20 protein-coding genes, 1 pseudogene and 1 riboswitch are annotated in these 25,676 nt (G+C 63.7%); of the genes and pseudogenes, 9 read left to right on the top strand and 12 right to left on the bottom strand.

The window, feature by feature from the left end; genetic code table 11:
* Positions 1 to 91: 91 nt before the first annotated feature.
* Positions 92 to 203: riboswitch (TPP riboswitch) on the bottom strand.
* A gap of 222 nt (positions 204 to 425) precedes the next feature.
* Positions 426 to 614, top strand: a complete 189-nt coding sequence (locus NGR_RS01440; protein WP_012706358.1) for a DUF1059 domain-containing protein — start codon at positions 426 to 428, stop codon at positions 612 to 614.
* Between the two features lie 38 nt (positions 615 to 652).
* A complete protein-coding gene (locus tag NGR_RS01445; RefSeq protein ID WP_012706359.1) occupies positions 653 to 1,261 on the top strand; it encodes a class I SAM-dependent methyltransferase in 609 nt (202 codons plus the stop codon).
* 73 nt (positions 1,262 to 1,334) lie between these two features.
* Here NGR_RS01445 and NGR_RS01450 read toward each other — a convergent pair.
* Positions 1,335 to 2,530, bottom strand: a pseudogene (locus NGR_RS01450) (MFS transporter).
* A gap of 78 nt (positions 2,531 to 2,608) precedes the next feature.
* Between NGR_RS01450 and NGR_RS01455 the strand changes: the two are divergent.
* Positions 2,609 to 3,277 carry an ArsR/SmtB family transcription factor gene (locus tag NGR_RS01455; RefSeq protein WP_012706361.1) on the top strand — a complete coding sequence of 223 codons (669 nt, stop codon included), beginning with the start codon at positions 2,609 to 2,611 and terminating at the stop codon, positions 3,275 to 3,277.
* A 2-nt stretch (positions 3,278 to 3,279) separates the two neighbouring features.
* Positions 3,280 to 4,539: an MFS transporter gene (locus tag NGR_RS01460; RefSeq protein ID WP_012706362.1), complete on the top strand. Its 1,260-nt coding sequence runs from the start codon at positions 3,280 to 3,282 to the stop codon at positions 4,537 to 4,539.
* Positions 4,540 to 4,835: 296 nt separating this feature from the next.
* On the opposite strand, the gene NGR_RS01465 is transcribed toward NGR_RS01460, so the two are convergent.
* Positions 4,836 to 5,576: an SDR family oxidoreductase gene (locus tag NGR_RS01465; RefSeq protein WP_012706363.1), complete on the bottom strand. Its 741-nt coding sequence runs from the start codon at positions 5,574 to 5,576 to the stop codon at positions 4,836 to 4,838.
* Complete coding sequence (locus NGR_RS01470) at positions 5,569 to 6,318, bottom strand: SDR family NAD(P)-dependent oxidoreductase (RefSeq protein ID WP_012706364.1); 750 nt, start codon at positions 6,316 to 6,318, stop codon at positions 5,569 to 5,571. Before NGR_RS01470 ends, NGR_RS01465 begins: the two co-directional genes overlap by 8 nt.
* Positions 6,319 to 6,408: 90 nt before the next feature.
* Here NGR_RS01470 and ydiJ point away from each other — a divergent pair, with 90 nt between their 5' ends.
* From ydiJ to NGR_RS01485, 3 genes are all read left to right on the top strand, one after another.
* Positions 6,409 to 9,477, top strand: coding sequence for a D-2-hydroxyglutarate dehydrogenase YdiJ (gene ydiJ, locus NGR_RS01475; RefSeq protein ID WP_012706365.1), 3,069 nt, complete (start codon positions 6,409 to 6,411; stop codon positions 9,475 to 9,477).
* A 47-nt stretch (positions 9,478 to 9,524) separates the two neighbouring features.
* Complete coding sequence (locus tag NGR_RS01480) at positions 9,525 to 10,253, top strand: FadR/GntR family transcriptional regulator (protein WP_164923799.1); 729 nt, start codon at positions 9,525 to 9,527, stop codon at positions 10,251 to 10,253.
* Positions 10,254 to 10,603: 350 nt separating this feature from the next.
* The gene (locus tag NGR_RS01485; protein WP_012706367.1) at positions 10,604 to 11,515 is read left to right on the top strand and encodes a nucleotidyltransferase and HEPN domain-containing protein; all 912 of its coding nucleotides are present in this window, start codon (positions 10,604 to 10,606) and stop codon (positions 11,513 to 11,515) included.
* A gap of 122 nt (positions 11,516 to 11,637) precedes the next feature.
* Here NGR_RS01485 and NGR_RS01490 read toward each other — a convergent pair whose 3' ends face one another.
* The 9 genes from NGR_RS01490 to pedF form a co-directional block, all read right to left on the bottom strand.
* Complete coding sequence (locus NGR_RS01490) at positions 11,638 to 13,323, bottom strand: thiamine pyrophosphate-binding protein (protein ID WP_012706368.1); 1,686 nt, start codon at positions 13,321 to 13,323, stop codon at positions 11,638 to 11,640.
* Between the two features lie 29 nt (positions 13,324 to 13,352).
* Positions 13,353 to 14,546: an NAD(P)/FAD-dependent oxidoreductase gene (locus tag NGR_RS01495; protein ID WP_012706369.1), complete on the bottom strand. Its 1,194-nt coding sequence runs from the start codon at positions 14,544 to 14,546 to the stop codon at positions 13,353 to 13,355.
* A 9-nt stretch (positions 14,547 to 14,555) separates the two neighbouring features.
* Complete coding sequence (locus NGR_RS01500) at positions 14,556 to 15,368, bottom strand: NAD-dependent epimerase/dehydratase family protein (protein ID WP_012706370.1); 813 nt, start codon at positions 15,366 to 15,368, stop codon at positions 14,556 to 14,558.
* A 13-nt stretch (positions 15,369 to 15,381) separates the two neighbouring features.
* Positions 15,382 to 16,584: an aminotransferase class I/II-fold pyridoxal phosphate-dependent enzyme gene (locus NGR_RS01505; RefSeq protein WP_012706371.1), complete on the bottom strand. Its 1,203-nt coding sequence runs from the start codon at positions 16,582 to 16,584 to the stop codon at positions 15,382 to 15,384.
* Between the two features lie 20 nt (positions 16,585 to 16,604).
* The gene (locus NGR_RS01510; RefSeq protein WP_012706372.1) at positions 16,605 to 18,257 is read right to left on the bottom strand and encodes a hydantoinase B/oxoprolinase family protein; all 1,653 of its coding nucleotides are present in this window, start codon (positions 18,255 to 18,257) and stop codon (positions 16,605 to 16,607) included.
* Between the two features lie 13 nt (positions 18,258 to 18,270).
* Positions 18,271 to 20,352 (bottom strand): hydantoinase/oxoprolinase family protein, encoded by a 2,082-nt coding sequence (locus NGR_RS01515; RefSeq protein ID WP_012706373.1) that lies wholly within the window; start codon positions 20,350 to 20,352, stop codon positions 18,271 to 18,273.
* Positions 20,353 to 20,662: 310 nt separating this feature from the next.
* Complete coding sequence (locus NGR_RS01520) at positions 20,663 to 21,646, bottom strand: L,D-transpeptidase family protein (protein ID WP_012706374.1); 984 nt, start codon at positions 21,644 to 21,646, stop codon at positions 20,663 to 20,665.
* A 111-nt stretch (positions 21,647 to 21,757) separates the two neighbouring features.
* A complete protein-coding gene (locus NGR_RS01525) occupies positions 21,758 to 22,660 on the bottom strand; it encodes a substrate-binding periplasmic protein (protein WP_012706375.1) in 903 nt (300 codons plus the stop codon).
* 3 nt (positions 22,661 to 22,663) lie between these two features.
* Positions 22,664 to 23,350, bottom strand: coding sequence for a cytochrome c-550 PedF (pedF, locus tag NGR_RS01530; RefSeq protein WP_012706376.1), 687 nt, complete (start codon positions 23,348 to 23,350; stop codon positions 22,664 to 22,666).
* Between the two features lie 158 nt (positions 23,351 to 23,508).
* Here pedF and NGR_RS01535 point away from each other — a divergent pair, with 158 nt between their 5' ends.
* The gene (locus NGR_RS01535; RefSeq protein ID WP_012706377.1) at positions 23,509 to 24,696 is read left to right on the top strand and encodes an ABC transporter substrate-binding protein; all 1,188 of its coding nucleotides are present in this window, start codon (positions 23,509 to 23,511) and stop codon (positions 24,694 to 24,696) included.
* Position 24,697: 1 nt separating this feature from the next.
* Complete coding sequence (locus NGR_RS01540; RefSeq protein WP_012706378.1) at positions 24,698 to 25,660, top strand: YVTN family beta-propeller repeat protein; 963 nt, start codon at positions 24,698 to 24,700, stop codon at positions 25,658 to 25,660.
* Positions 25,661 to 25,676 lie beyond the last annotated feature (16 nt).

The following is a 25,676-nucleotide window of genomic DNA, read 5'->3' on the forward strand; positions in this document are numbered from 1 at the left end:
GCTCCAAAGTTTTCGCGTTGGAGACCCAGTTCTGAAGCCGGAAGGATGAAAAGACGCATCGCCGGTGGATCGCGGGAATACGGAATCCTGGCATCAAACGTCCGCACCGTCCCTACGCCAGTATGAACTGGATCAGGTTCAACGGGTCACTGCGCGCTCTAGCAGTATCTCAGCCCCTTGCCGGGACCCCCCTGGTGAATGGACGCCAATAGTCACCGTTATCGCCGCAGCGTCAAGACTGTTTTTGTCGGTTGGCGGGGGAAACGGCGAAGCGTGGTGCTGGATGCGGTGTGTTGGTAGTCCGGTTTGAGCCCTATGCGGTCATTCGCAGAGTTCGTCCCAGGTTCGGCGGCTCCAGAGTTTTGCCTCTGTTCGTTGTCGGTACGACCCATGCTACTCTGATGGCAGCGTAGGAGGGTGAAGCAATGGCCTACTCATATCGCTGCAAGGACTACCCTGGAATGGAAACCTGTCCGGCGTCGTTCACGGCCGAGACTGAAGCGGAGCTATGGAAGCACATCGAACTCCACGGAGAAACCGCTCATCAGGAGGAACCCAACAAGTGGTCCTCGGAAGATCGGCAACAGATCAAAAACTTAGTTCACGAAACGTAGGACCGACGCGCACCGTCGCGTCATAAGGAGCCGCGCGGATGGGCATTTACAGCGATGTGATCCTGCCGAAGCTATGCGATCTTTCCATGCGCAACGAGCGCCTGCACCCCTATCGCGAGCGCGTGGTCGGTGCTGCAGAGGGCCGCGTTCTGGAGATAGGCAGCGGCTCGGGGCTGAACCTTCCCTTTTACCGTTCTGTCCGGGAAATACTCGCCCTGGAGCCTGACCCTGCCCTTCTCGCGATGGCCCGCCGCGTCCCGCATTCGGAGATGCCGGTCAACTTCATTGAGGCGTCCGCTGAAGCCATTCCGCTTGAGGACAAGAGCATCGACACGGTCGTGACGACCTGGACCTTGTGCACGATCCCCAGGGCTGCGACGGCACTGGCGGAAATGCGCCGGGTGCTGCGGCCCCAGGGCAAGTTATTGTTCGTCGAGCACGGGCTCTCTCCTGACGGTGGAGTGCGCTGGTGGCAAAATAGGCTCACGCCGGTCTGGCGGCGCATCGGCGGCGGCTGTCACCTCAACCGACCGATCAGGTCGATGATAGAGGACGGTGGCTTTCGTATCGATCGAATTGAGACGGGCTACATGCGAGGGCCGAAGCCAACGACGTTCATGTACGAAGGCGGCGCAACGCCCAATTAAACCCTGCTGGGAACCCGAGCCGATGACCCCTCATTTGCGAGAGGTAATTTTCGCAAGGCGGACGGAGGCTGCGTCACGCTGCGTGGGCGGGCTCGAGACCTCGGCGCCGACGGTAGCCCAGCCATGCCAAGGCAGCGGCAGCCACGGCCAGCCATGGCAGCAGCGCGAGGTTCAGCATCTGCCAGCCAAGCCGCTGCAGCAACGCCCCTGTTCCGAAAGAACAAGCGAGCCCGACCGCAAAGATCGTCATGTCGTTAATCGCCTGCGCGCGGCCCTTCTCTTCTTGCGTATAGGTGGTGGTCAGGAGCGCGGTGCCGCCGATGTACAGAAAGTTCCAGCCGACCCCGAGGAGCACCAGCGCCGCGGCGAAAGACCCGAAGCCAGTTCCGGTCAGGGTCATCAGCACGTGGCCCGAAAGGATCAGGACCCCGATGAACATGATCTGCAGGACGCCAAAGCGGGCGATCAGTGAACCCGTGAAGAAGGACGGCAGAAACATGCCGAGCACGTGAAGTTGAATGACCGACGCAGCGGTCGAAAGATCATGGCGGTGGTGAACCATGGCGATCGGCGTCGCCGTCATCGCCAGAATCATGATGCCGTAGCCCGTTGCCGCGCCGAACAGGGCCACGAGGTAGGCGGGTTGCGACACGATCGCTTTCCAATCGCGTCCTTCGACGATCGAATTCGCGGCCGTCGCAGCGGGTATCCTGAGGCCGAGCAGGATGCCAGCCGACAGCAGCGACACGAGCGAGAGCAGCAGGAACGACCCGAGATATTCCGGCCCGAGGAGCGGCCCGCCGAAGCGCCCGATCATCGGCCCCGCGAACGCAGCGACGATACCGCCCCCGAGAACGAGGGAAATTGCGCGTGGCCGGAACGCTTCGGTGGCCACTTCGCTCGCGGCGAAACGGTAGAACTGCGCGAAGGCCTGATAGACTCCGACGAGCATCGTCCCGAAGGACAGCAACAGGAGATCGGCTACCCATACGCCAAGGGCGGCCGTCGCGCCTCCAGCGACGCCAAGCAGCGCCCCGAGGACAAAACCGGGACGTCGTCCCACCCTGGACATCCACATCGACGCGGGCAAGGTGGCAATGGCCGTGCCTAGAAACATGGCGGCGATCGGCATGGTCGTTAGAGCGGGCGACGGCGCAATCTTGCTTCCTGCCAATCCGCCGACGGTCATGACCATGACGGATGCGGTCTGAACAGTGCCTGGGCGCTCGCGAGCAAGAAGACCTGACGATGCATGCCGCGACTGGTCATCGCATCCACCTTTCGACTTTACAGAACTAATCATTCAAGGTATAAATTGAATGATTACTCTTTGTGGATTGCTTTGCGATGTCAAGCCCCAAGGTCCAGATTTACGAGCAGCTCGCGGAACTGGCGAAGATGCTGGGCAGCGCCCATCGTCTCGAGTTGATCGAGTACGTCTCGCAAGGCGAGCGCTCCGTCGAACGGTTGGCCGAACTGACGGGGCTGACGGTCGCCAACACCTCGCAGCATCTGCAACTGCTGCGCCGGGGCGGCTATGTCCGCTCCCGGCGCGATGGCAAGCGCGTGCTGTATCGTCTCGGCGACGGACCGATCCTCGAACTGCTCGCGTCGCTGCACTGCTATGCCGAACGCAACAGCGCCGAGGTGCGCGAGATCGTCGGCGACTATTTCGGCAAGCTCGACCACCTCGAACCCGTGACCCGCGAGGAACTGCTCGGTCGTCTCGACGATGAAGATGTGACGCTTCTCGATGTCCGTCCGGAGGACGAATTCAACCTCGGCCACCTTCCCGGAGCGTTGAACGTTCCGCTTGGCGAACTCGAACGCCACCTGGCGGAGCTGCCGAGGGATCACGAGATCGTCGCCTACTGCCGAGGACCCTATTGCGTCCTGTCATTCGAGGCCGTCGCAGCGCTGCGCGCGAAAGGATATCACGTCCGTCGGCTAAAGGATGGCTTTCCGGAATGGAAGGCGGCGGGGTACGCGGTCGAGGTCGCCAGTTCCGGTATGTGACCATGGCAGGAGAGAGCGCAGCCGAGCCTCCATCCAGCATTCGACTCGGTCTGCGCGAAAACTGGTCTCAGTTCGCCTTGCTCGTTCTGATCAACGCCTTCGTCGGCGGCATGGTCGGGATCGAGCGGACCGTCGTGCCGCTGATCGGATCGGAAGAATTCCACCTCGCTTCGACGACTCTTGTCGTCTCCTTCATTGCCAGTTTCGGCGTTGTGAAGGCGTTCGCCAACCTCGTCTCCGGTCAGATGGCCGACGTCTGGGGGCGCAAGCGCGTGCTCGTCCTTGGCTGGCTTTTTGGCCTGCCGGTCCCCTTCATGGTCATCTGGGCACCGAGTTGGGCATGGGTCATTGCCGCCAACGCGCTGCTCGGCATCAACCAGGGGCTCGCCTGGTCGATGACCGTGATCATGAAGGTCGATCTGGTCGGACCCAAGTCACGCGGACTGGCGGTTGGATTGAATGAATTCGCAGGCTATCTCGCCGTCGGTTTGACGGCATTCATCACGGGCTATCTCGCTTCGGAATACGGATTGCGCCCGATGCCCATCTACATCGGCATCGCTTACGCCTTGTTCGGGACTGTGCTTTCCATCCTGCTGGTGCGTGATTCGCGGGACCATGTCCGCCTCGAGGCATCGGCCCGCCCGGAGCAATCCCCATCGATCGGGTTCCGTGAGGTCTTCGCAATGACCTCCTTCAAGGACCGCAATCTGTTCGCAGCATCGCAGGCCGGTCTCGTCAACAATCTCAACGACGGCATGAGCTGGGGCATCTTTCCGCTGTTCTTTGCCTCATTTGGCCTTGGCGTCGAGCGTATCGGCATTCTCAAGGCAGTCTATCCCGCAACCTGGGGCATTCTTCAGATTGCCACTGGTCCGCTCAGCGACCGCTGGGGACGCAAGGGCCTTATCGTTTCTGGCATGTGGGTGCAGTCCTTCGGCCTTTTCCTGACGGCGCTGACCCGTAGTTTCGAGTGGTGGCTTGTTGCAAGCCTCTTTATCGGCCTCGGCACGGCGATGGTCTACCCGACCCTGATCGCGGCAGTCTCGGATGCCGCGCATCCGACGTGGCGGGCCCGCGCCCTCAGCGTCTATCGCTTTTGGCGGGATCTTGGTTATGCGATCGGAGCGGTGTCGGCAGGTCTCATCGCTGATCGTTTCGGTCTTGCATGGGCGGTTGCATCGGTCGCCGCACTCACATTTGTTTCCGGCAGCATCGTCGCCTTCGCGATGCAGGAGCGCCCATCATCGGAGCCTAAATAACTACGCGCGGCGCCCCACCGTTAACTGGTGCTTGACACGTCTCCATTGGCGCAGCTTGCTCGTTCAGATGAGCAGGACGAAAGGCCGTCTTCCCTCAGATAGGAACCGGAAGAATCGACCCGTTTCAGTCGTTCGCCTGAAGGTTTGGAAGGTCGCCAATGTCCGCAATGCACCCATTGGCATGTGATCGAGTCATTGGTCCATGCGGTCGATTGCCGAGTGACACGCGCCCTGGATCTGGGGCTGCCGTGGTTATGGCATCTGGGTTAGGCAAGTCCCCAGCCGAAACCAATTGCTCACCCGTCGAACTTCACCATCAATCCGCCGCCAGTGGCCTGATCGGTCGGGAAGACCTCGATGCGGGCGACATCGACGAAGGCCGGGAGATCGATGACGGTGCCGATAAGACTTGCAATGTGTTCCGGCTGGATCGGGCGGTAGCCGTCATAGAGGGCGGAGCGGGCCTGTTCGGCGCCGAGTGCCGTCCGGTAAAGGTCCGTCTGCACGCGGCCGGGGACGATTTCGCTGACGCGGATGGAGGTGCCCAGCAGATCGCATCTGAGATTGTCGCAGAACAGGCTGAGCCCGGCCTTGGAGGGGCCGTAGGCGCCCATCGACGGGAAGGGCGCCAGGCCGCCGCTGGAGCCGAGATAGATCAGGTGGCCGCGCCTGCGCGCCACCATGCCCGGCAGCACGAGGCGCGTCAGGTGCATCGGCGCCTTCAGGTTGATGTCGATCATCGCGTCGATCTCGTCCGGATCGATCTCCTGGAAGCTCGCCCGGGTCGACAGGATGCCGGCATTGTTAACGAGGATGTCGATCTCGCGGTCGCCGATCTCCTCGGCGATCACTCGCGTGTCGCGGACATCGGCCTTTATCGGCAGGGCCCCGCACTCCGTGGAAAGCGCGGCAAGTGCTTCCTCGTTGCGCCCGACGGCGAGCACCGTCAGTCCCATGGCGCAGAGCTTAAACACGGTGGCGCGGCCGATGCCGCTGGTGACGCCGGTGACGAGCGCCGTCCTGTAGGCGTCAGACATAGATGTATCCTCCGCTGATGACGACGTTCTCGCCCGTTGCATAGGTATTGCGGCTCGACGCCATCATGACGATCCATTCGGCCATTTCGACCGGCTCGGCGGCGCGGCCGAGGGCGCTCGCCTTGGCGAGTTCCGGCAGGAAGCCGAGCTCCTTGGCCCGATCGGTCGCAAAGCCGGCCGGCGCGACGGAATTGACGAGGATTTGATCCTTCGCGCATTCCTGGGCGAACGACTTGGTCAGGCTGACGACGGCCGCTTTCGTGGCGGCGTAATGGGCGTTCTGGGGATGCGCCTTGAAGGCATCGACCGACGTCACGTTGACGATCCGGCCGGTCACGTCCGGGGCATTGACGAAGCGCCGCATGTGCAGCACGGCGGCCACCATCATGTGATAGGTGCCTTTGATGTTGATGGCATTTTCGAGATCCCATTCGGCGTCGGTGATCTCGAAGATGGCTTTGCGCGGATAGATCGCCGCGCTGTTGACGAGTGCGTGGATGCGCCCCAGGCGCCCGGCCAGGTCCTCGAAGGCGGCGTGGGCGCTTTCCCTGACAGAAATATCGCCGCTGGCGATCGCGACTTCGGCGCCGAGATCTGCCAGGATCCTCGCGGCTTCGGCGAGGCGTTCCTCGTTCTTGTCGATCAGGCCGATCTTCGCGGCACTCCGCTCGACCATCAGCTTCGCGGTGGTGAGGCCGAGGCCCGAAGCGCCGCCCACGATGACCGCTGTTTGTCCTTTCATTGCTACGCCCTCGCAATTTGAACTGTTGATTGCCAGGCTAGTATGATATCACTCATATGCCAAGTTATAAGATGCATCCGAGGTAAATCGATGATACCGGCCTTGGCCGCAAGACCCAAGATGGGACGCCAGTATACGGACTATCTCGACGCCCTGCGGCAAGCGAATTTTGCTGGCGATATGGAGGCAAGTGCCGGATCGACCACCGTCTTTGCGACCGATAACTCGATCTATCAGCTTCGTCCGCAGGCCGTGCTGTTTCCGAGGGGGCGGGCGGATCTCGTCCTGATCGCCCGGCTTGCCTCCGAGCCGCGGTTCCGGGGTGTCTGCTTCGCCGTGCGGGGAGGAGGGACCGGCACCAACGGCCAGTCGTTGACCGACGGCATCGTCATCGACATGTCCCGTCACATGAACCGGATACTCTCCATCGATCCGGCCGGGCGAACGGCGGTCGTCGAAGCCGGTGTCGTCAAGGATCAGCTGAACAAGGCGCTTAAGCCCTATGGCCTGTTCTTTGCGCCCGAGCTGTCGACCTCCAACCGCGCCACGATCGGCGGCATGATCAACACGGATGCCTGCGGCCAGGGCTCCTGCATCTATGGCAAGACGAGCAACCACGTTCTTGCGCTGAATGCCGTCCTCATGGACGGGACCGAGTGGCTGTCGCGGCCGCTTGCGCCCGAAGCGCTCAAGGATGTCCTCGAGCGACCGGACCGGGTCGGCGAAATTCATCGGCTTGCCGACGCGATCGAGCGCGAAAACCGCGATCTGATCGGTGCGACCTTCCCGAAGCTCAACCGCTTCCTGACCGGCTACGATCTCGCCCATCTCCGCACCGAGGATGGCGGTCTCAACCTGAACGCCGTGCTTTGCGGCGCCGAGGGTACGCTGGCGATGATCGCCGAGGCCGAACTCAATCTGCTGCCGATCCCGCGTTTCGCAGCGCTCATCAACATCCGCTACGACGATTTCGACATGGCGCTCCGGGATGCGCGCTTCCTCGTGGAACTGAAGGTCGCCTCGGTCGAAACGATCGATGCCAAGGTCCTGTCGCTGGCGCGAAGCGACATCGTCTGGGAGGAGGTCGGGCAATTCTTCGCGGATAATCGGGCCGGGGATGTCGCGGGGATCAATATCGTCGAAGTCCTCGCAGATGACGAAGAAGGGCTCCAAGCGAAGCTCGATCAGGTCACATCGGCGTTGTCGGCTGACGGCAGGCCCGGACGGCGTGGATTTACGCTGGCGCCAGACAAGCGCGACGTCGAGGCGATCTGGGCGATGCGCAAGCGTGCCGTCGGGCTGCTCGGCAATGTCGAGGGGCCGCGTCGGCCCGTCGCCTTTGTCGAGGACACCGCCGTGCCGCCGGAGCATCTTGCCGATTACATCGGCGAGTTCCGGGCGCTTCTCGACGCCGAGGGGCTCGACTACGGCATGTTCGGCCATGTCGATGCCGGCGTCCTGCACGTCCGGCCGGCCCTCGACCTGACCGACGAGCGACAGGAGCCCTTGGTGCGCCGGGTGAGCGACGCGGTGGCAAAGCTGACGCGGAAATATGGCGGCGTCTTCTGGGGCGAGCATGGCAAGGGCGTCCGTTCGGAATATGCTCCCGACTTCTTCGGTCCGCTCTATCCCGAGCTGCAGCGGCTGAAGGCCGCCTTCGATCCGCACAACCAGCTCAATCCCGGAAAGATCGCCACCCCCGGTCACGGAGCGCTGACGCGAATCGACGAGCTGCCCTTGCGAGGCGCCCTCGACCGCCGGATCGACCCAGAGACCCGCCAGGCCTTCGACAATGCCGCCTACTGCAACGGCAATGGCGCCTGCTTCGATTTCAACACTGATTCCGCCATGTGCCCGTCGTTCAAGGGAACCGGCGACCGGCGTTTCTCGCCCAAGGGGCGGGCCTCGCTGATCCGCGAATGGCTGCGGCTTCTGGCCGAACGGGGCGTTGATCCGAAGGCCGAGGCCGAGAGGCTGCGCCGGCGTCCCGTTTGGCGCGGCTTTCTTCCGCGCCTGATCGCCAGCCTCGGCCGGACGACAAAGGGCGACTTCTCTGATCAGGTCCGCGAGGCGATGGACACCTGCCTTGCCTGCAAGGCCTGCGCCGGCCAATGCCCGGTGAAGGTCAACGTGCCGGCTTTCCGCTCGAAATTCCTCGAACTCTATTACGGCCGCTACCTGCGGCCGCTGAAGGATCCGCTGATCGCCTCCATCGAGCACCTGCTGCCTGTGATGGCAAAGGTCGGCGGGCTCTACAATCTGGTCGCCGGCAGCCGGCCAGGCCAGGTGCTGATGGGGAGGGTCGGGTTGACGGCACTGCCGCTCCTTCCAAGCCAGTCTTTGCCGGCGGAGCTGCGCCGGCGCGGTGTCGCCCTCGCGCGGCCAGCAGAACTGGCTGCGCTTTCCGCATCGGAGAAGGAAAGAAGCCTGATCCTCGTCCAGGACTGCTTCACCTCGTACTTCGAGCCCGCGCTGCTCCTCGATGTCATCGATCTGCTTCTCGCTCTCGGCTTCAGGCCGTTCGTCGCGCCGCTGATGGCCAATGGCAAGGCCCTGCACGTCCATGGCTATCTCGGCGCCTTCGAGCGGGTGGCGGAGCGCAATGCCCGCCATCTCTCCCGCCTGGCGGCAAGCGGCGTGCCGCTCGTCGGTCTCGATCCGTCGATGACGCTTTGCTATCGCAGCGAATACCCGGGCGCATTGGGGGCGGAAAGGACGCCGACGGTGTTGCTTCCGCAGGAATGGCTGGGCGCCCGGCTCGACCGGCTCGCGAACCGCAAGTTCGACAGGCCGGAGACGCAGTATGTGCTGCTGCCGCACTGTACCGAGCGGACCAATGCGGCGGACAGCGTCCGGTCCTGGGGCGCGATCTTCGAGGCCTTCGGGCTGAAGCTGACCATCGAGGACGCGGGCTGCTGCGGCATGGCCGGAACGTTCGGCCACGAACGCAGGAATCGCGCCTTGTCCGAAACCATCTACAGGCTCAGCTGGCAGCAAAAGTTCGAGGGCGCCGGCCCGCATCGCGTCCTGATGGCGACCGGCTATTCCTGCCGGTCGCAGGTCAAGCTGATGGGCGCACCGGGTCTGCCGCATCCGCTGCAGCTATTGAAAGCGCTGGTCTGTAGCGATGCTGATTTCCACAACTCACATGATATGTGATATGTGAAACTATAGACCCGAAAGACCCGAAGGAATCAGGCCCAGACGTGAGCGTCATCACACAACGAGGCAATCTCGCCGAAATCGTCGTCGCGCAACTCGCCTCACGCATCGATTCAGGCCTGTACGGTCCCGGCGACAAGCTTCCCTCAAGCGCGCAGCTCTGCGAGGAGTTCGGCGTCAGCCGGACGGTGATCCGCGAAGCGCTGACCTCGCTGAAGGTGGCCGGGCGCGTGACCGCCCGTCAGGGTGCCGGCGTCTTCGTCACCGAGAAGGACGCCAAAACGCTCAATTTCGAGATCAGCCGGATCGACGATATTCGCTCCGCCATGCAGATCATCGAGCTGCGTCTGGGCGTCGAACTGCAGTCGGTGGCACTTGCCGCGTCGCGACGGACGCCGGAGGCCTTGGCCGAGATCGCGCGGGCCTACGATCAACTGGAAAGCCTCGACACGACCGACGCCGAGATCGAGGCAGAGGCGGATTTCGACTTTCACCTGGCGATCGCCAAGGCGACGCGCAATCCGCATTTTCCGCGCTTTCTCGAGGCTGTCAGAGGCGAAATCAGCCTTGACCTGGTGCTGAAGCACCGCCAGTCGGCCGGCGGCTATCAGGCTTATCTGAAGAAGATCAACAAGGAGCACGCGGCAATCCTCGCGGCGATCACCCAGGGCGACGTCAAAGGGGCGAAGAACGCCCTGGCGCTGCATCTCGAGGAGAGCCTCAACCGCTACCGCGCCATGCTCGACGAGCCGGCAACGGTGGCGGAGGAGTGAGAGCGCGGTTCTGCTGACACAAAGTCGAGAGCGGCTGTTGATACCCCCTCTGCCCTGCCGGGCATCTCCCCCACAAGGGACCTACAAGGGGGACATACGTGGGCGACGGGCTCATACCTGAAGGCCGCAGGTTTAAATCCTCCCCCGCAACCAAATTAACAAAGCCGCCCGTAGTGCGACTTTTTGCGCCTCAGCGAGATTAGCCATCATCAGCGCAGCGCCGTGTCGACAAAGTACGCGCGATCGCCGAGTACGGCCGCTGCCTTCCTCGCCAAACGCCAACGATCGCGGACGGTGTTCTCATAATTCCAGTAGTAGACGACGAGTCGTCTTTATCTTATCGGTTGCATATGAAAACGAGCCTCGAACATCTTCCGGAAAAGAAGCAGCGCGAGCTTGCCCGCGTAGTCGCGATCATCCACGAGGAGTTTGCCGATGCGCTCGAGGGAAGCTCGTCCGCCTTCAAGAAGCGCGGGCGAATCCTGAAAATCATCCTGTTCGGTTCGTATGCACGCGGCAGCTTCGTCGACGAGCCGCACACGATGAAGGGCTACCGCTCGGATTACGACATTCTCGTCATCGTTAATTCGAAAAGGCTCGCGGAACGTGAGTATTGGGACAAGGCGACCGACCGGCTGATGTGGGACAAGGGAGTCTCGACCCCGGTTGGGCTGATTGTCCATGGCGCCCGGGAGGTGAATAACTTCCTTGCGGACGGGCAATATTTCTTCGTCGACATCCTACGCGAGGGCGTCGTACTCTACGAACTCGATGACCGGCCGCTGGCCGAACCGAGACGGCTCTCGCCCGCCGATGCATTTCGATTTGCAAAGCAATATTTCGATGACCGCATACCTCACGCCAGGGTGTTCCTAAAAACCGCAAAGTTCTGCGTCAGAGAACACGATCTCAAAGAAGCGGCTTTCCTGCTACACCAAGCGATCGAACAATTGTACGCGGCGAGCCTCTTGGTCCTTACCAATTACAGTCCGCCGTCGCACAACCTCAAATTTCTCCGTGGTCTCGCTGAGGATCGTGATCAGCGGCTCGTCGAGGCCTGGCCGCGCAACCAGCACCGCTATATCGCCTGGTACAACATTCTCAACGAAGCCTATGTGAAGGCGCGCTACTCGAAGCACTTCGAGATCAGCGAGGAAGCACTCGCTTGGCTCCTCGAGCGGACCGAGCATCTGCACCGCCTCGTCGAGACCGTCTGCCAGGAACGACTGGCGGAATTGAAGCGGGCCGCGGGCGCCACCTAGTGGTTTGCGCCGGAGCGACTGCAGGGTGCAAACCGTGGCCTCCGATGTCCGGCAGGGCAGAAGGGGGTGCCGCCCCGGGGTAAGGCCCAGATGATGCTTGTCGCGATGTGGCGGTCGCACCGTTACGTGCCTTGCGCAAGTGCCTGGTCGCGGATCTGGGTGAGGCTCATTTTCGGCGTCAGGGCTTCGGGATCGATGCGCACTTCGATCAGCGCCGGCTTGCCGGATTGTTCGGCCCGCTCGAAGGCGGGCGCGAAGTCTTCCGTGGTCTCGACGGTTTCGCCATGCAGCCCGTAGGCGCGTGCCAGCGCCGCGAAATCCGGATTGGTCAATTGCGTGCCGGACACGCGGCCCGGATAGTGCCGCTCCTGGTGCATGCGGATCGTTCCGTACATGCCGTTGTTGATCACCAGGACGATGACCCGGGCGTCGTATTGCATGGCCGTCGCCAGTTCCTGGCCGTTCATCAGGAAGCAACCGTCGCCGGCAAAGGCGATCACCGGGCGCTCGGGCGCCGAAAGCTTGGCGGCGATCGCGGCCGGAACGCCGTAGCCCATCGAGCCGTTGGTCGGGCCGAGCTGCGTCCGGAATGTCCGGTACTGGTAGAAGCGATGCGCCCAGGCGGAATAGTTGCCGGCGCCGGTGGTCAGGATGGCATCGGCAGGGAGATGGTCGCGCAGCCATGCCATGATGTCGCCCATCTGCACCGGACCTGGGACGGCCGGGTGCTCGAGGTTTTCGCGGTAGTCCGCATTGGCTCCGCGCGTCCATTCGGCCCATCGCGGCTCGGCGATCGGCGCCAGTCCGGCCGCCTGCCGCGCGAAGGCGGCGGCGCTGGCGTTGATCGGCAGGTCGGCGTGATAGACACGGCCGAGCTCCTCGGCGCCGGCATGGACGTGGACGAGCGTCTGCTTCGGCACCGGTATGTCGATGAGGCTATAGCCGCCGGTCGTCATTTCGCCGAGCCGGGCGCCGATGACGATCAAAAGGTCGCTGTCCTTGATGCGCTGGATGAGTTTCGGCCCGGCCGCAAGGCCGAGATCGCCGGCGTAGTTCGGATGGGTGTTGTCGAACAGGTCCTGGCAGCGGAAGGAGGCGGCGACCGGCAAGCGCATCGCCTCGCTGAAGCTGCGGATGTCGGCGACAGCGTCCTCCGTCCAGCCGGCACCGCCGACGATCACGATCGGCCGTTCCGCCTGTTCGAGGCGGCTGCGCAGTTCGTCCAGTTGCGCTTGTCCGGCGTGCATCTCGACGGTCTTGTAGGCGGGCGCATCGGCAACATCGACGCAATCGATCAGCATGTCTTCCGGTAGCGCAACGACGATGGGGCCGGGCCGGCCGTTGACGGCGCGGTGAAAGGCCTGGCTCACCAGTTCAGGAATGCGTGCCGCGTCGTCGATCTGCACCACCCATTTCGCCATCTGCCCGAACATCCGGCGGTAGTCGACCTCCTGGAACGCTTCGCGCTCCACCTGATCGCGCGCGACCTGGCCGATGAAGAGGATCGTCGGCGTCGAATCCTGGAAAGCCGTGTGAACGCCGACCGAGGCATTGGTGGCGCCGGGGCCGCGGGTGACGAAGCAGATGCCCGGCTTGCCGGTCAGTTTTCCGTAGGCCTCCGCCATGTAGGCGGCGCCGCCTTCCTGGCGGCAGACGACGAGCTCGATATCGTCCTTCGCTTCATGCAGCGCATCGAGCGCCGCGAGATAGCTTTCGCCCGGAACGCAGAAGGCGCGCTCGACGCCGTGAATGCGCAGGGCATCGATCAGAATCTGTCCGCCATTGCGGCCCTTGGTGCCGGTTGTCATAGCTTGATCCCCCAATGTGGCCGGTTGTTTCAGATGACCGCGTCTTCGAGGAACGGCCTGTTGGCGACCACCCGCTCGTAGCCGAAGGGCGAAAGATCGAGCGTGCGGAAGCCGCCATAGGCGATGAGTTCGCTGAGGCCCCGGCCCATCGCCGGCGACTGCTGCAGGCCATGGCCGGAAAAGCCGTTGGCGAAGAGGAAGTTCCTCACTTCGGTATGCGGCCCGAGGATGACGTTGTGGTCGAGCGTGCAATAGTCGTAGTGGCCGGCCCAGCAATTGACCACCTTCAACGCCTCGAAGGCCGGGACGCGATTGGCCAGGATCGGCCAGATTTCTTCGTCGAACTCGTCGTGCATCACATCGAAATCGTTCGGATCGACCTCCGGATCGTGCTTCGGATAGGTGCCCATCAGGTAGAACTTGCCTTCCGGGCGGAAGAAGACGCCGGTCGGATCGATAGTAAGTCCTACCCTACCTTCAAGTGGTGTCCGGCAATCCACCACGAAGAGCGAACGGCGGCGCGGCTCGACCGGGATGTCGAGACCGGCCAGGCGCGCCACCTTTTTGCCGTTGGTGCCTGACGTGTTGACCATCGTCCCGCAGCCGATCGTCTGGCCGCTTCTGGTCGTCACGGAGACGATCCGGTCATCCTCCCGGTTTACGGCGACGACCTCGTCCTCGACATATTCGACGCCGAGCGAACGGGCCTTCTTGCGGAAGCCCTGCATCAGCCCGACGCTGTCGAACCAGCCTTCGCCGCGCTCGCCGGTGCTGCCGAGCACCAGGCCCTCGAGGTTGAGCCAGGGGAAGCGGCGGCCGAGTGCTTCGACATCGAGAAGCGTCACTTCGGCGCCGCAGGCGACCTGGTTTTCGTGGTTGCGACGCAACACCTGCTCGCCGCGTTCGTCACCGGCCAGGAACAGGTAGCCCGCCTCGTGGAAGCCGATTTCCGGCGTGTCGTCGTCGACCGCGACATGCTTCTTGAAGTCGCGGATGAACTCGGTTCCGAACTGGGAGACCTGCACATTGATGGCGTTTGAGAATTGATGGCGGATCGAACTAGAGGACAGCGCCGTCGCGCAACGCTGATACGTCCAGTCCTTCTCGATCACCAGAACAGAACCGGTGAAATCGGGATTGGTCGCCAGAAAATAGGCGGCCGAGCTGCCGACGACGGCGCCGCCGACGATGACGACATCATAGGAGGTTTTGGAAGCCTGCATGGCGGCGCCTTACTTGTTCTCGTCTTCGAAATGGCCGGCAGCACAGAAACTGCCGCCCTGGAAGCGCACCGCCGGATCGTTCGGGTCGCCCTGTGTGGTCTTGGCGAAGACCTTGTCGCGATAGTCGTCGGCGCTGTCCTCAGGCTTGTAGCCGAGCACGGCGGCGGTGCGGTTGTCCCAGAAGGCTTCCGAATTGTTGGACATGCCGTAGGCGATCATGAAGCCGACCCGGGGGGCCGACAGCGACTTTTCGACCAGCTGGCGGCAGTCGCGATAGGAGAGCCACGTGATCAGGTGACGACGATCGGTCGGCTCCGGGAAGGACGAGCCGATGCGCAGGCAGACCGTCTCGATGCCGAACTTGTCGAAATAGTAGCGCGCCAGATTCTCGACGAAGGTCTTCGACACGCCGTACAGGCTGTCGGGCCGTGTCGGCACGTTGCCGTCGATCGTCTGCGTCCGCTCGTAATAGCCGATTGCGTGGACGGAGCTTGCATAGACAATGCGCTTGACGCCGTGGCGGCGGGCCGCCTCGTAGATGTTGTAGCCGCCGACGATGTTGGAATCGAGGATCGTCTGCCACGGGCCTTCGAGCGCCTGGCCGCCCATATGGACAATGGCATCGCATCCCTTCACGGCTGCCGACACCGCGTCAAAATCAGCGAGGTCGAGCGGAAAGTCCTCTTCGTGAGGCGCGAGATTTTCGCAAGGGCCCCGGGCCGAGAGCCTGACGACTTTTCCAAGCCTGGTTCCGGATTTGCGAAGTTCGGACCCGAGGGCGCCGGCGGCACCGGTCAGCAATACTCTTTGATAATCGGACATGGGATTTCCCTCTTTAGCGAAGCTTGGCGAGTGCTTCGCCGATGCGCTCGATGGCGATGTGCAGGTTTTCCCGCGACGTTGCGAAAGACAAACGGATATAAGGCTCGACGCCGAAGGCAGCACCCGGAACGGTCGCGACCTTTCCGGCCGTCAGCAGGAAGGAAGCCAACGCGGTGTCGTTCTCGATGACCGTTCCGTCCGGCGCCGTCTTGCCGATATAACCGGCGCATTTGGGAAAGAGATAGAAAGCCCCGTCGGGTGCACGGACCTCGAGGCCGGGAATGGCGCTGAATCCCCGCGTCACCAGTTCCCCGCGTGCCTTGTATTCGGCGACGGCCTCAGCGACGAAGTTCTGCGGGCCGTTGAGCGCGGCAGCTGCGGCCGCCTGGGAGATCGAACTAGGGCATGTCGTGCTCTGCGACTGCATCTTGTTCAGGACCCTGGTCAGGCTCTTCGGCCCGGCGGCGTAGCCAAGCCGCCAGCCGGTCATCGCATAGGCCTTGGAAACGCCGTTGATGATCAGCGTCCGCTCGCGGACTTGCGGGCAGGCGTTCGCAAAGGAGGTGAAGGGCACATCATCGGCAACGATGTGCTCGTAGATCTCGTCGGACATGACGAGGACGTGCGGATGGCGCTCCAGCACCTCACCGAGTGCGGCGAGCTCGGCGCTCGTGTAGATCGCGCCGGTCGGGTTCGAGGGCGAGTTGAACAGCACCCAGCGGGTCTTCGGCGTGATCGCGTGTTCGAGGCGTTCCGGCGTCAGCTTGAAATCGTCCTCGACGCCGCACGCGATGATCCTGGGTACGCCGCCGTGAAGGATGACGATATCGGTGTAGGACACCCAGTAGGGGGCCGGGACGATCACCTCGTCGCCGGCTTCGAGCGTGCCGAGAAAGGCGTTGAAAAGGATCTGCTTGGCGCCATTGCCGATGGAGATCTCGTCCATGGCATAGTCGAGGCGGTTCTCGCGCTTGAACTTCGCGACGATCGCCGCGCGGAGTTCCTCCGTGCCGTCCGGGCCGGTGTAGCGGGTCTTGCCGCCGCGCATCGCCGCGATCGCCGCCTCGACGATGAAATCCGGCGTCTCGAAATCCGGCTCGCCGAGGGAGAGATCGACGACGCTTTCGCCCTTGGCCCGCATCGCCTTGGCGGCCAGCGACACGGCCATCGACGGAGACGACTTGATGCTGCCGGCCCGGCGGCTTTCGAAATTCATGATGTTCGTCCCCGCTCGTCCTATTTCTTCCTGCCGTAGTCGGCGGCCGCCTGGTCCTTGGTGATGTAGCCATTGGCGATATCGGCATCGATCGCCGCCGCCGGGCGCTTGGCCGCGTCCCCATAGCCCCCGCCGCCGGGGAGATGGAGGACGAGCTTGCGGCCCGCCGGGACGAATTGCAGGCCCTTGCCCTTGAACGTGGTGCCGTCGTCGAGCGACACGGAGCCCGCCGCCCCGTCGCCTCCGCCGTCGCGGCCGCGAGCCGGATGGCCGAGCCGGTCGAACATCGCGGAGAAGCGGAAGGCGTAGCCTTCGGCGGCGGCGATTTCGATCACTTGGCCGAGGCCGCCGCGCTGCTCGCCGGCGCCGCCGGAGCCTTCGCGCAGTTCCTTGCGCCAGACGATGATCGGGCCGACATTTTCCGTCGCTTCGATCGGCATCGTGTGGACGCCGCTCGGAAAGGCCGTGGCGCTGAGACCGTCGAGCGACGGGCGCGCACCGGTGCCGCCGGAATTGAACATCAAGATTTCGGCGCCCTTGCCGCCGATCTCGTCGGAAACGGGGCGCACACTCATGTGCAGGTTCCAGAGGGCGCTTGCGCCTTCGGCCGGCACCTTGCCGGGCAGAGCCTGGTGCAGTGCGCCGAGCACGAGGTCGGGCACGAAATGGCCGAGCACGTGGCGAACCGCGACGGGCGCCGGTCGCTTGGCATTGAGGATGCAGCCTTCCGGCGCGACGACGTCGAAGGGCGCCAGCGAGGCGGTGTTGTTCGGGATCTCCGGGGCAACGACGCATTTGATGCCGTAGCAGGCATAGGCCTTGGCGTAGACGAGCGGCACGTTGATGCCGAACCTGCTCATGCCGGACGTGCCGTCGAAATCGACGAGAACACCATCCGGGCTGATGGTGAGCTGCGCCGCGAGATGCACCGGCTCGTCGTAGCCGTCGAGGTCGAGACTGTAGGACCAGCTGCCGTGCGGAAGGTTCCTCAGCCGTTCGAGCGTCGCTTCGCGGCTGTGCTTCAGGATGAACGAGCCGATGGTGCCGAGGTCTTCGAGGTTGAATTCCGTCAGCATGTCGACAAGCCGGCGATGGCCGGTCTCGTTGCAGGCGGCGAGCGCGTAGAAGTCGCCGACCACCTTGTCGTTTTCGCGGACATTGTTGCGGACGATATGAATGAGCGTGCGGTTGACCTCGCCCCGATCGAAGAACTTCATGATCGGAATGAACAGGCCTTCCTCGTAGACTTCGCGCGCATCCGGGCCGAAGCCGCGGCCGCCGACATCGACGACATGCGCCGTGGAGGCGAAATAGCCGACCAGCTTGCCATGGTGGAAGGAGGGCGTGACGACGGTGATGTCGTGGAGATGGCCGGTGCCCTTCCAGGGATCGTTGGTGATGTAGACGTCACCCTCGAAGATGTTTTCCGGGCCGATGTCGTTGATGAAGTGCGCGACGGATTCGGCCATGGCGTTGACGTGGCCCGGCGTGCCGGTCACCGCCTGGGCGAGCATCCGCCCTTCGAGGTCGAAGATGCCGGCCGAAAGGTCGCCGGCCTCGCGCACGCTGGTCGAGAACGCGGTGCGGATCAGCGTTTGTGCCTGCTCCTCGACGACGGAGATCAGCCGGTTCCACATCACCTGCATGTGGATGTCGATCAGGGGTTCACTCATGGTCAGGACCCTTTCAGCGGCGCGTGACGAGAAGGCAGCCATCCACCTGGACGGTGGCGACGAAGGAGGAGGTGAGCACGGTCGACGTTTCGCGCTCGGCGATCACCGCCGGGCCGGAAACGACGTCGCCGGGGACGAGCATCTCGCGTTCGTGGATGCCTGCCTCGAGGAACGACCTTTGCCCCACATCGAACAGGCGGCGGCGTTTTCCGGGTTCGGCCTCGCGGCTTCGGCCGACGGCTTCGACACGCGCGACCTCGGGGAGGGGCGAGCTTGCCTTGACGGCCCAGCTGACGATCTCGATGTCGAGGCCTTCGATCGCCCGGCCGAAGAAGCGTGCATAGGCTCCCTCGAACAGCGCCCGGATCTGCTCGGCACTCGCCGCATCGAAATGCTCGAACGGGAGCGCAACGGGAATGTCCCAGCCCTGGCCGGCATAGCGCATGAAGACGGTGCGTTCGATGACCGGATCGGCCGTGTCGAGGCCGCCGGCGACGAAGCTCAGCGCTTCGCTCTTCATCGCGGCCATCAGCCGGTTGGCGCCATCGACGTCGAAGCGCGAGAGATTGAACACGGCGCTGCGGACCGATTCGTAGCCGAACGGCGCCCGCAGGAAGCCGATCGCCGACCCCACGCCGGCGCCGGGCGGCACGAGGAAGGTCGAGATGCCCATCTTCTCGCAGAGCCGGGCGGCATGCAGCGGGCCGGCGCCGCCGAAGGTGATCATGGTGAAATCGGAGATGTCCTTGCCGTTTTCCACCGTGTGAACGCGGCCGGCATTTGCCATGTTCTCGTCGACCATTTCGCAGGTCCCGTAGGCCGCGCCTTCGGCGTCGAGGCCGAGGCCGGGCCCGATCTCGCGGTCCATCGCATCGCGCGAGGCGGCAACGGAAAGCGGGATCGCGCCGCCGGCGAAATTGTCGGGATCGAGCTTGCCGAGCAGCAGGTCCGCATCGGTGACGGTCGGCTTGAGGCCGCCGCGCTGGTAACAGGCCGGGCCCGGTTCGGACGCGGCGCTGTGCGGCCCGACGCGAATCTGGCGCATGACGTCGACGCTGGCGATCGAGCCGCCTCCGGCGCCGATCTCGACCATCTCGACCACCGGAATGGAGATGGGCATGCCGCTACCCTTGCGGAAACGGTAGGTGCGAGCCACTTCGAAGGTCTTCGCGGTCTTCGGCACCTGGTTCTCGATCAGGCAGATCTTTGCCGTCGTGCCGCCCATGTCGAAGGAAAGGACGGTGTCGAGACCGTGCCGGCGGGCGATGTCGGCCGCGAAGATCGCGCCGCCGGCCGGGCCGGATTCGACGAGCCGCACCGGAAATTCGGCGGCACTCTCAACCGAGACGATGCCGCCGCCCGAATGGATCATGTAGACCGGGCAGCCGACGCCGATCTCCTTCAGCGAGACGACGAGCCGGTCGAGGTAGGATTTGATCGCCGGCTTCACATAGGCGTTGGCGCAGACCGTGTTGAAGCGCTCGAATTCGCGCATCTGCGGCGAGACTTCCGAGGAAACCGACACGGAGATCTGCGGCAGACGCTTGAGGAGCGCATCGCGCACGGCGGCCTCATGCGCGCCGTTGGCATAGGCATGAATGAAGCCGACGGCGACGCTCTCGTATTCACCTTTCGCGACCTGGTCGACAACGGCAGCGACGGACGCCGCGTCGAGCGGTTGCAAAACCTCGCCCACCGCATTCATGCGTTCGCGGACGGTGAAGCGGTCGGCGCGCTGGATCAGCGCCGGGGGCAGCGAAATGTTGAGGTCGTATTGCTCGAAGCGGTTCTCGGTGCGCATTTCGAGCACGTCGCGGAACCCTTCGGTGGTAACGAAGGCCGTCTTCGCGCCGCGTCGCTCGATCAGCGCATTGGTCGCAAGCGTGGTCCCATGGATCAGGATGTCGATGTCCGAAAGCGCGATGCCGGCCGTTTCGGCCACCGCCTTGACGCCCTTCAGGATGGCGCGCTCGGGTGCGGTGTAATCGGTCAGAACCTTGGTCGAGTGGAGCGTCCCGTCGAGGTCAAGGGCGATGTCCGTAAACGTCCCACCGATGTCGACGCCGACGCGGCAGTTCCGAGAAGCGCTTGTCACTGTTCAGTTCCCCATCGTTCGCTGAGCCGCCATTCCATTTAAGCCGCCAGCTCGAAGAGATGATTCCCACGGGCGCCTTGGCAAGGGCAAGAGGCTCAAAAAATATTCCGATGCAGAAGTAATATGTCACTTATCATACAAGTGTCAACTGCAAAGAACGGGTCGTGGCTGGTCTTCAAATCGGGTGGAGGAGGAGCGACCGCTTCGAGCCGAACTCGGCAATCGCTGCGCGGGCGCGCGACGAGGGGGAGGTTCAAACCCGCGAAAGAGAGCGAACTGCCGGCCACCGGGCTTGCGGATCGAGACCGGTTCAGTCGGTGAAGGCGACGACCACCCCCGGCTTGACCATCGCAGCCAGTTCCTCGGCGTCCCAGTTTGTCAGGCGAATGCAGCCGTGTGACCCCGCCTTGTCGACGAGCGACGGTTCCGGCGTGCCGTGGATCCCGTAGGTTGGCTCCGTCAGGTCGATCCAGACGCTTCCGACGGGACCGTTGGGACCCTTGGGGAGTTCCAGGACCTCGCTGTTGTCGCCCTGTTGGAAATTGACCTTGGGGTTGTAAACATAGACGGGCATTCGGGCGACCCCCTTGACTTTGTGCGTTCCGGAGGGGGAGGGCGACTCTTCGCTGCCGATCGTGGCGGGATAGACGGCAAGCACCGAGCCGTCCTCAGCGAATGCCAGGACTTGCCCGGCTCGCCTGCGCGCCTCTATCCGTTTGACCGTGCCCTCCTTCGCGGTGCCCGGCATGGCAACAGACACCGTCGCTCCGACGGCAAATGCCGAGCCGGGATTGAGCGCCTTCAACAGATCGATGTCCATGTGAAACCGCTCCGACAGTTTCTCCTCGACACTCGTATAGCCGAGATGCTCCATTTCGGCCTGCTCGGCGTAATCTTCGGGAATGCTGTCGACGAGACCCTTGGCATCGTCTTCGGAGATGACATAGGGCTCGATGACCGGCTTGCCGCCGGACAGCCTTTCGGTGACCTCGGGGTCCGGCTTTCCATCAACCGGAAGACCTTGCATCGCCTCGAATCCGGCAACCGCCTTGGTGACATTCTCGCCGTAGTAGCCGTCGATCACGCCGGGCGATGCACCGGCCCGATCCAGAAGAACCTGGAGACGAACGATTGCCGGCTCCGGTCGAGGCGAGGCTTTTGATGGCCGCTCCGACGGAATGGAAGCCATCGAAGCAGCGTTGACCGCCTCCGGCTGGAGTTCCTGAGCACTGACGGAGCCACTGAGCCCCAATGTGAGTGATGCTGCGAAAATAGCGACGCTCTTCATGACCATGAAATTCTACAGCCACCCAACTTGTTCCCTCTGCTGGTCGGTGATCGTCCCGCCAGACGCAAGCCTCCAACGTTGCCCGTGCTGACGTCAAAGATGTGTTGGCTTGCGGTACTATCTCGGCGGAGGTTCGAAGGTCAGGCCATACGCCTGGAAGATCGCCGCGATCCGCCCATCGGCAAGTGCCGCGGCGAGGGCGTCGTCGACGGCATAGGCGAGATCCTTGTGCTGGAAGTTCACAGCGACGCCCAATGTCCATTTGCCGCGCGCCATGCCGACGAGCGGCGGTTCGTGCACCGCCAGTGCGGCAACGGGATGAGCGGCAATGCCGGCCTGAAGTTGTGCCCGCGGGCCCATCGCGGCCATGGTCTCGCCGCCCGCCAGCGCTTCCACGGCAAGGGCGGTGCTGCGGTAGCGGCGGATCTTGTCCACCGGGCCGAGCAGCGACGTCAGATGGAAATCGGAAATCGAGTCGTTTTCCACCGCCACCGTATCGAAACGGAAGTAGGACGGCGTCGGTCCCTTGTCGGGGTAGCCGGCCTTGTCATAGGCAATGGCGATGGCCTCCCGCGCATATTGCCCGGTGAAGGTCACTTGCTCGATGCGGCAGGCATAGTCGCTGTCATAGGGCACATGCAGCATCACGTCGCTGACATGGCCGCCGACGACGGCTCCTTTCCACACATAGTTGATGAGGTCGGCGTCGAGCGTCTCGCCGGCCTGCACGAGACGGAAGCGGGGCTCGACGCCGAGTGCGGCGGCGACGAGCTTTCCGATCTCCACGTCGACCCCGTGCGCCTCGCCCTTCTCCTCAATGGACCAGGGCGGGAAATCCTCGTAGACGGCGAACTCGATCCAGCCCTCCTCGAGGATCCTGTCGAAGGAGCGCCCGACGTCCTGCGGAAAGGTGTTCTGCGGTTTCGGCTGCGGCACGTGGCCCTCGCATCGCGCGAAGGCCACGCCCGGCAGGACAAGGCAGGCCAATGCCGAGAGCACCACGGACCGAGGCGCGCGCATGGCTCACTCCGATGCCGATAGCCCGACGGTCAGGATGTCACTGGCCTTCTTCCAGCTCTCCGGCGTATCGGTCAGGACCCGGGCCGCCTCATAGGCGACGCTGTCGGCAACCGGCGCGCCCGAGGCGGTCTTGACTTCGGCGGCGATTTTCTCGAGCTCGGCTTTCAGGGCCTTGGGGTCCGAGACTTTGGACGAGGCCAGCTCGTTGCGGACTTCGTGCAGCCGGTCGGAGTGGGCGTCGAGCGCCCCGTCTTCCGGTCGCGTCTCGATATAGGTGCGGATTGCCCAGGCCGCCTTCTGGCCGAGAATGTCGCCGAAGGCCGGCATTTTCGTCGTCCCATCCTGGGTGTAGCCGAGACGGAAGCGCTCGATGAACCACTCGTCGCCATATTCCTCCGCCTCCAGGAGCCGGAGGTCGGGAGCGAGCCCGCCGGATACGGCGCCCAGCCCGTGACAGCGGGCGCAGTTCTGGTTGAATCCGGACGCGCCGATCTCGACGGCCTTCAGCCAGGTGTCGCGCCCGACTTTCTCCTCGCGATAGGGGTTCTCGGTAAGCCATTCCTCACCGACCTCCGGTAGCGCGTCGGTGTTGACGGGCTGGGGCGCCACATCGCCATGCGCGGCGACGATCGTCGCCGTTCCGAGCAGTGCAAGCGCCGCAAGCCCGGCGCGGATACGGTTCGTGGACATCTTTCCTCCCTGGCAAGACTTCGTTCCGATCCGCATTTTCTTACCGCTCATCGGCGATGCCGCGGAATACGACCTATGTCGGAACCGGGCATGGCACCTTGGTCGTATTCCACGCCGTGTCACCCACGACTTAAATTTGGCGGAGGGAGGAGTGCCCAATGCCGAAACGCCGCATCAGCTGGAAAATCTCTGCGTGCCTCCTGGTCGCCCTGGCCGGCTCCTCCGGTCCGGCGCGGGCGGAGATCACCGTCGCCATGACCTATCTGCGGCAGGAGGTGCAGGCGCCGCCGGTGCTGTCGAACCTCGACCCGATCCCCGCGGACCTCGGCATCGCCGGGGCGGAGGTCGCCCTTGCCGATACGGAGACGACCGGCAGTTTCCTCGGGCACCACTACACGCTGAAGGTGATTTCCGTTGCGCCGGGAGGGGATATCGCGGCTGCCGCGAAGGCCGCGCTCGCCGCCTCGTCCGTGCTCCTTATCGATGCGCCCGCCGAGAGCCTGTTGAACGTTGCCGACCTGGCCGAGGCCGGCGGCGCGCTGCTTTTCAACGTCGCATCGGGTGCGCGTGCGTTGCGCGACGCCGACTGCCGCGCCAACCTCCTTCACACCATCCCCGAGGACGCGATGCGTGCCGATGCGCTGATGCAGATGCTGAAGGCGCGGCGCTGGACGCGCACCGCCATGATCGTCGGTCCGAGGCCTGAGGATGCGGCTTATGCCGCAACGTTGCGCGCGGCGGCGGAAAAATTCGGTGTCGAAATCCTCGCCGACAAGGTGTGGAGCTTCGACACCGACTTGCGACGGGCGGCCGGCAAGGAGGTGCCGCTGTTCACCCAGGACCTGCCGGATCACGATGTTCTGCTTGTCGCCGACGAGGCGGACGATTTTGCCCGCTATGTTGTCGACAACACCTGGCTGGCGCGTCCGGTCGCCGGCTCCGACGGTTTGCGCGGCGAGGGATGGGCGCCCGTGCTGGAGCAGTGGGGAGCCGTGCAGCTGCAGAACCGCTTCGAAGGCGCGGCGAAACGCGAGATGCGGACGCGCGACTACGCCGCCTGGGCCGCTCTGCGCTCGGTCGGCGAGGCGGTGACACGCACCAATTCGGCCGACCCGGCGGAGCTCAGGGCCTACATCCTGTCGGATGCCTTCGCCCTCGACGGTTTCAAGGGCCGCTCGCTCACCTATCGGCGCTGGAACGGCCAGTTGCGCCAGCCCATGCCGGTCGTCAACGCCCGTGCGCTCGTCGAGCTCACGCCGATCGACGGCTATCTGCATCAGGAAAACGACATGGATACGCTTGGTCTCGACCGTGCGGAAAGCGCCTGCAAGGCATTCGGAGGCTGAAATGAGACGGATCTGCCTTTTCCTGGCCGCCGTTGCCGCGTTTCCCCTCGCGGCAACGGCCGGCGAAATCTGGGTGACGAACGAAAAGGACGACAATATCTCCGTCATCGACATCGCGACGCTCGAAGTCATCCGCACCATTCCGACCGGTGAGCGGCCCCGCGGGATCACCTTCAACTCCGACCATTCGCGCGCCTATATCTGCGCGTCCGACAGCGATGCCGTGGAAGTGATGGATCCGGCGACCGGCGAAATCCTCCACGAGCTGCCCTCCGGGGAGGACCCGGAGCAGTTCGTGCTCGCTCCAGACGACAAGCACTTGTGGATCGCCAACGAGGACGATGCGGTGACGACGGTGGTCGACGTCGATAGGCGGGAGGTCGTGGCGCAGATCAATGTCGGCATAGAACCGGAAGGCATGGCCGTTTCGGCCGACGGCAAGATCGTCGTGGCGACCTCCGAGACGACCAATATGGCGCATTGGATCGACACGGCGACCATGAAGATCGTCGCCAACACGCTCGTCGACAGTCGTCCTCGCCATGCGGAGTTCACGAGCGACGGCAAGGAGCTCTGGGTGTCCTCCGAGATCGGCGGCAGCGTGACGGTGTTCGACGTCGCGACGCGGTCGGAGAAGGCCAAGATCCGCTTCGCCATTACCGGCGTCAACGACGACCTGGTCCAGCCGGTCGGTTTCAAGTTCACGCCCGACGGCAAGACGGCCTTCGTCGCGCTCGGTCCGGCGAACCACCTCGCCGTGATCGACATGAAGACCTTCGCGGTCGAAGGCTACATCCTGGTCGGCCGGCGTGTCTGGCACATGGCCTTTTCGCCGAATCACAGCCAGCTTTTCACCACGAACGGCGTTTCCGGCGACGTCACAGTCATCGATGTGGCTGAGCGGCAACCGCTGAAATCGATCAAGGTCGGCCGTTTCCCCTGGGGGGCGGCGACGCGACCCTGACGGACTTCGAGAGCAA

Source organism: Sinorhizobium fredii NGR234 (assembly GCF_000018545.1).
Classification (GTDB): domain Bacteria; phylum Pseudomonadota; class Alphaproteobacteria; order Rhizobiales; family Rhizobiaceae; genus Sinorhizobium; species Sinorhizobium fredii_A.

What these genes read in the sequence shown, in the direction of transcription:
- NGR_RS01500 (WP_012706370.1), bottom strand. Translation starts at nt 15,368, where the DNA reads ATGTCCGATTATCAAAGAGTATTGCTGACCGGTGCCGCCGGCGCCCTC.
- NGR_RS01525 (WP_012706375.1), bottom strand. Translation starts at nt 22,660, where the DNA reads ATGCGCGCGCCTCGGTCCGTGGTGCTCTCGGCATTGGCCTGCCTTGTC.
- pedF (WP_012706376.1), bottom strand. Translation starts at nt 23,350, where the DNA reads ATGTCCACGAACCGTATCCGCGCCGGGCTTGCGGCGCTTGCACTGCTC.
- NGR_RS01485 (WP_012706367.1), top strand. Translation starts at nt 10,604, where the DNA reads ATGAAAACGAGCCTCGAACATCTTCCGGAAAAGAAGCAGCGCGAGCTT.
- NGR_RS01490 (WP_012706368.1), bottom strand. Translation starts at nt 13,323, where the DNA reads ATGACAACCGGCACCAAGGGCCGCAATGGCGGACAGATTCTGATCGAT.
- NGR_RS01440 (WP_012706358.1), top strand. Translation starts at nt 426, where the DNA reads ATGGCCTACTCATATCGCTGCAAGGACTACCCTGGAATGGAAACCTGT.
- NGR_RS01465 (WP_012706363.1), bottom strand. Translation starts at nt 5,576, where the DNA reads ATGTCTGACGCCTACAGGACGGCGCTCGTCACCGGCGTCACCAGCGGC.
- ydiJ (WP_012706365.1), top strand. Translation starts at nt 6,409, where the DNA reads ATGATACCGGCCTTGGCCGCAAGACCCAAGATGGGACGCCAGTATACG.
- NGR_RS01520 (WP_012706374.1), bottom strand. Translation starts at nt 21,646, where the DNA reads ATGGTCATGAAGAGCGTCGCTATTTTCGCAGCATCACTCACATTGGGG.
- NGR_RS01445 (WP_012706359.1), top strand. Translation starts at nt 653, where the DNA reads ATGGGCATTTACAGCGATGTGATCCTGCCGAAGCTATGCGATCTTTCC.
- NGR_RS01505 (WP_012706371.1), bottom strand. Translation starts at nt 16,584, where the DNA reads ATGAATTTCGAAAGCCGCCGGGCCGGCAGCATCAAGTCGTCTCCGTCG.
- NGR_RS01510 (WP_012706372.1), bottom strand. Translation starts at nt 18,257, where the DNA reads ATGAGTGAACCCCTGATCGACATCCACATGCAGGTGATGTGGAACCGG.
- NGR_RS01455 (WP_012706361.1), top strand. Translation starts at nt 2,609, where the DNA reads ATGTCAAGCCCCAAGGTCCAGATTTACGAGCAGCTCGCGGAACTGGCG.
- NGR_RS01495 (WP_012706369.1), bottom strand. Translation starts at nt 14,546, where the DNA reads ATGCAGGCTTCCAAAACCTCCTATGATGTCGTCATCGTCGGCGGCGCC.
- NGR_RS01470 (WP_012706364.1), bottom strand. Translation starts at nt 6,318, where the DNA reads ATGAAAGGACAAACAGCGGTCATCGTGGGCGGCGCTTCGGGCCTCGGC.
- NGR_RS01460 (WP_012706362.1), top strand. Translation starts at nt 3,280, where the DNA reads ATGGCAGGAGAGAGCGCAGCCGAGCCTCCATCCAGCATTCGACTCGGT.
- NGR_RS01535 (WP_012706377.1), top strand. Translation starts at nt 23,509, where the DNA reads ATGCCGAAACGCCGCATCAGCTGGAAAATCTCTGCGTGCCTCCTGGTC.
- NGR_RS01540 (WP_012706378.1), top strand. Translation starts at nt 24,698, where the DNA reads ATGAGACGGATCTGCCTTTTCCTGGCCGCCGTTGCCGCGTTTCCCCTC.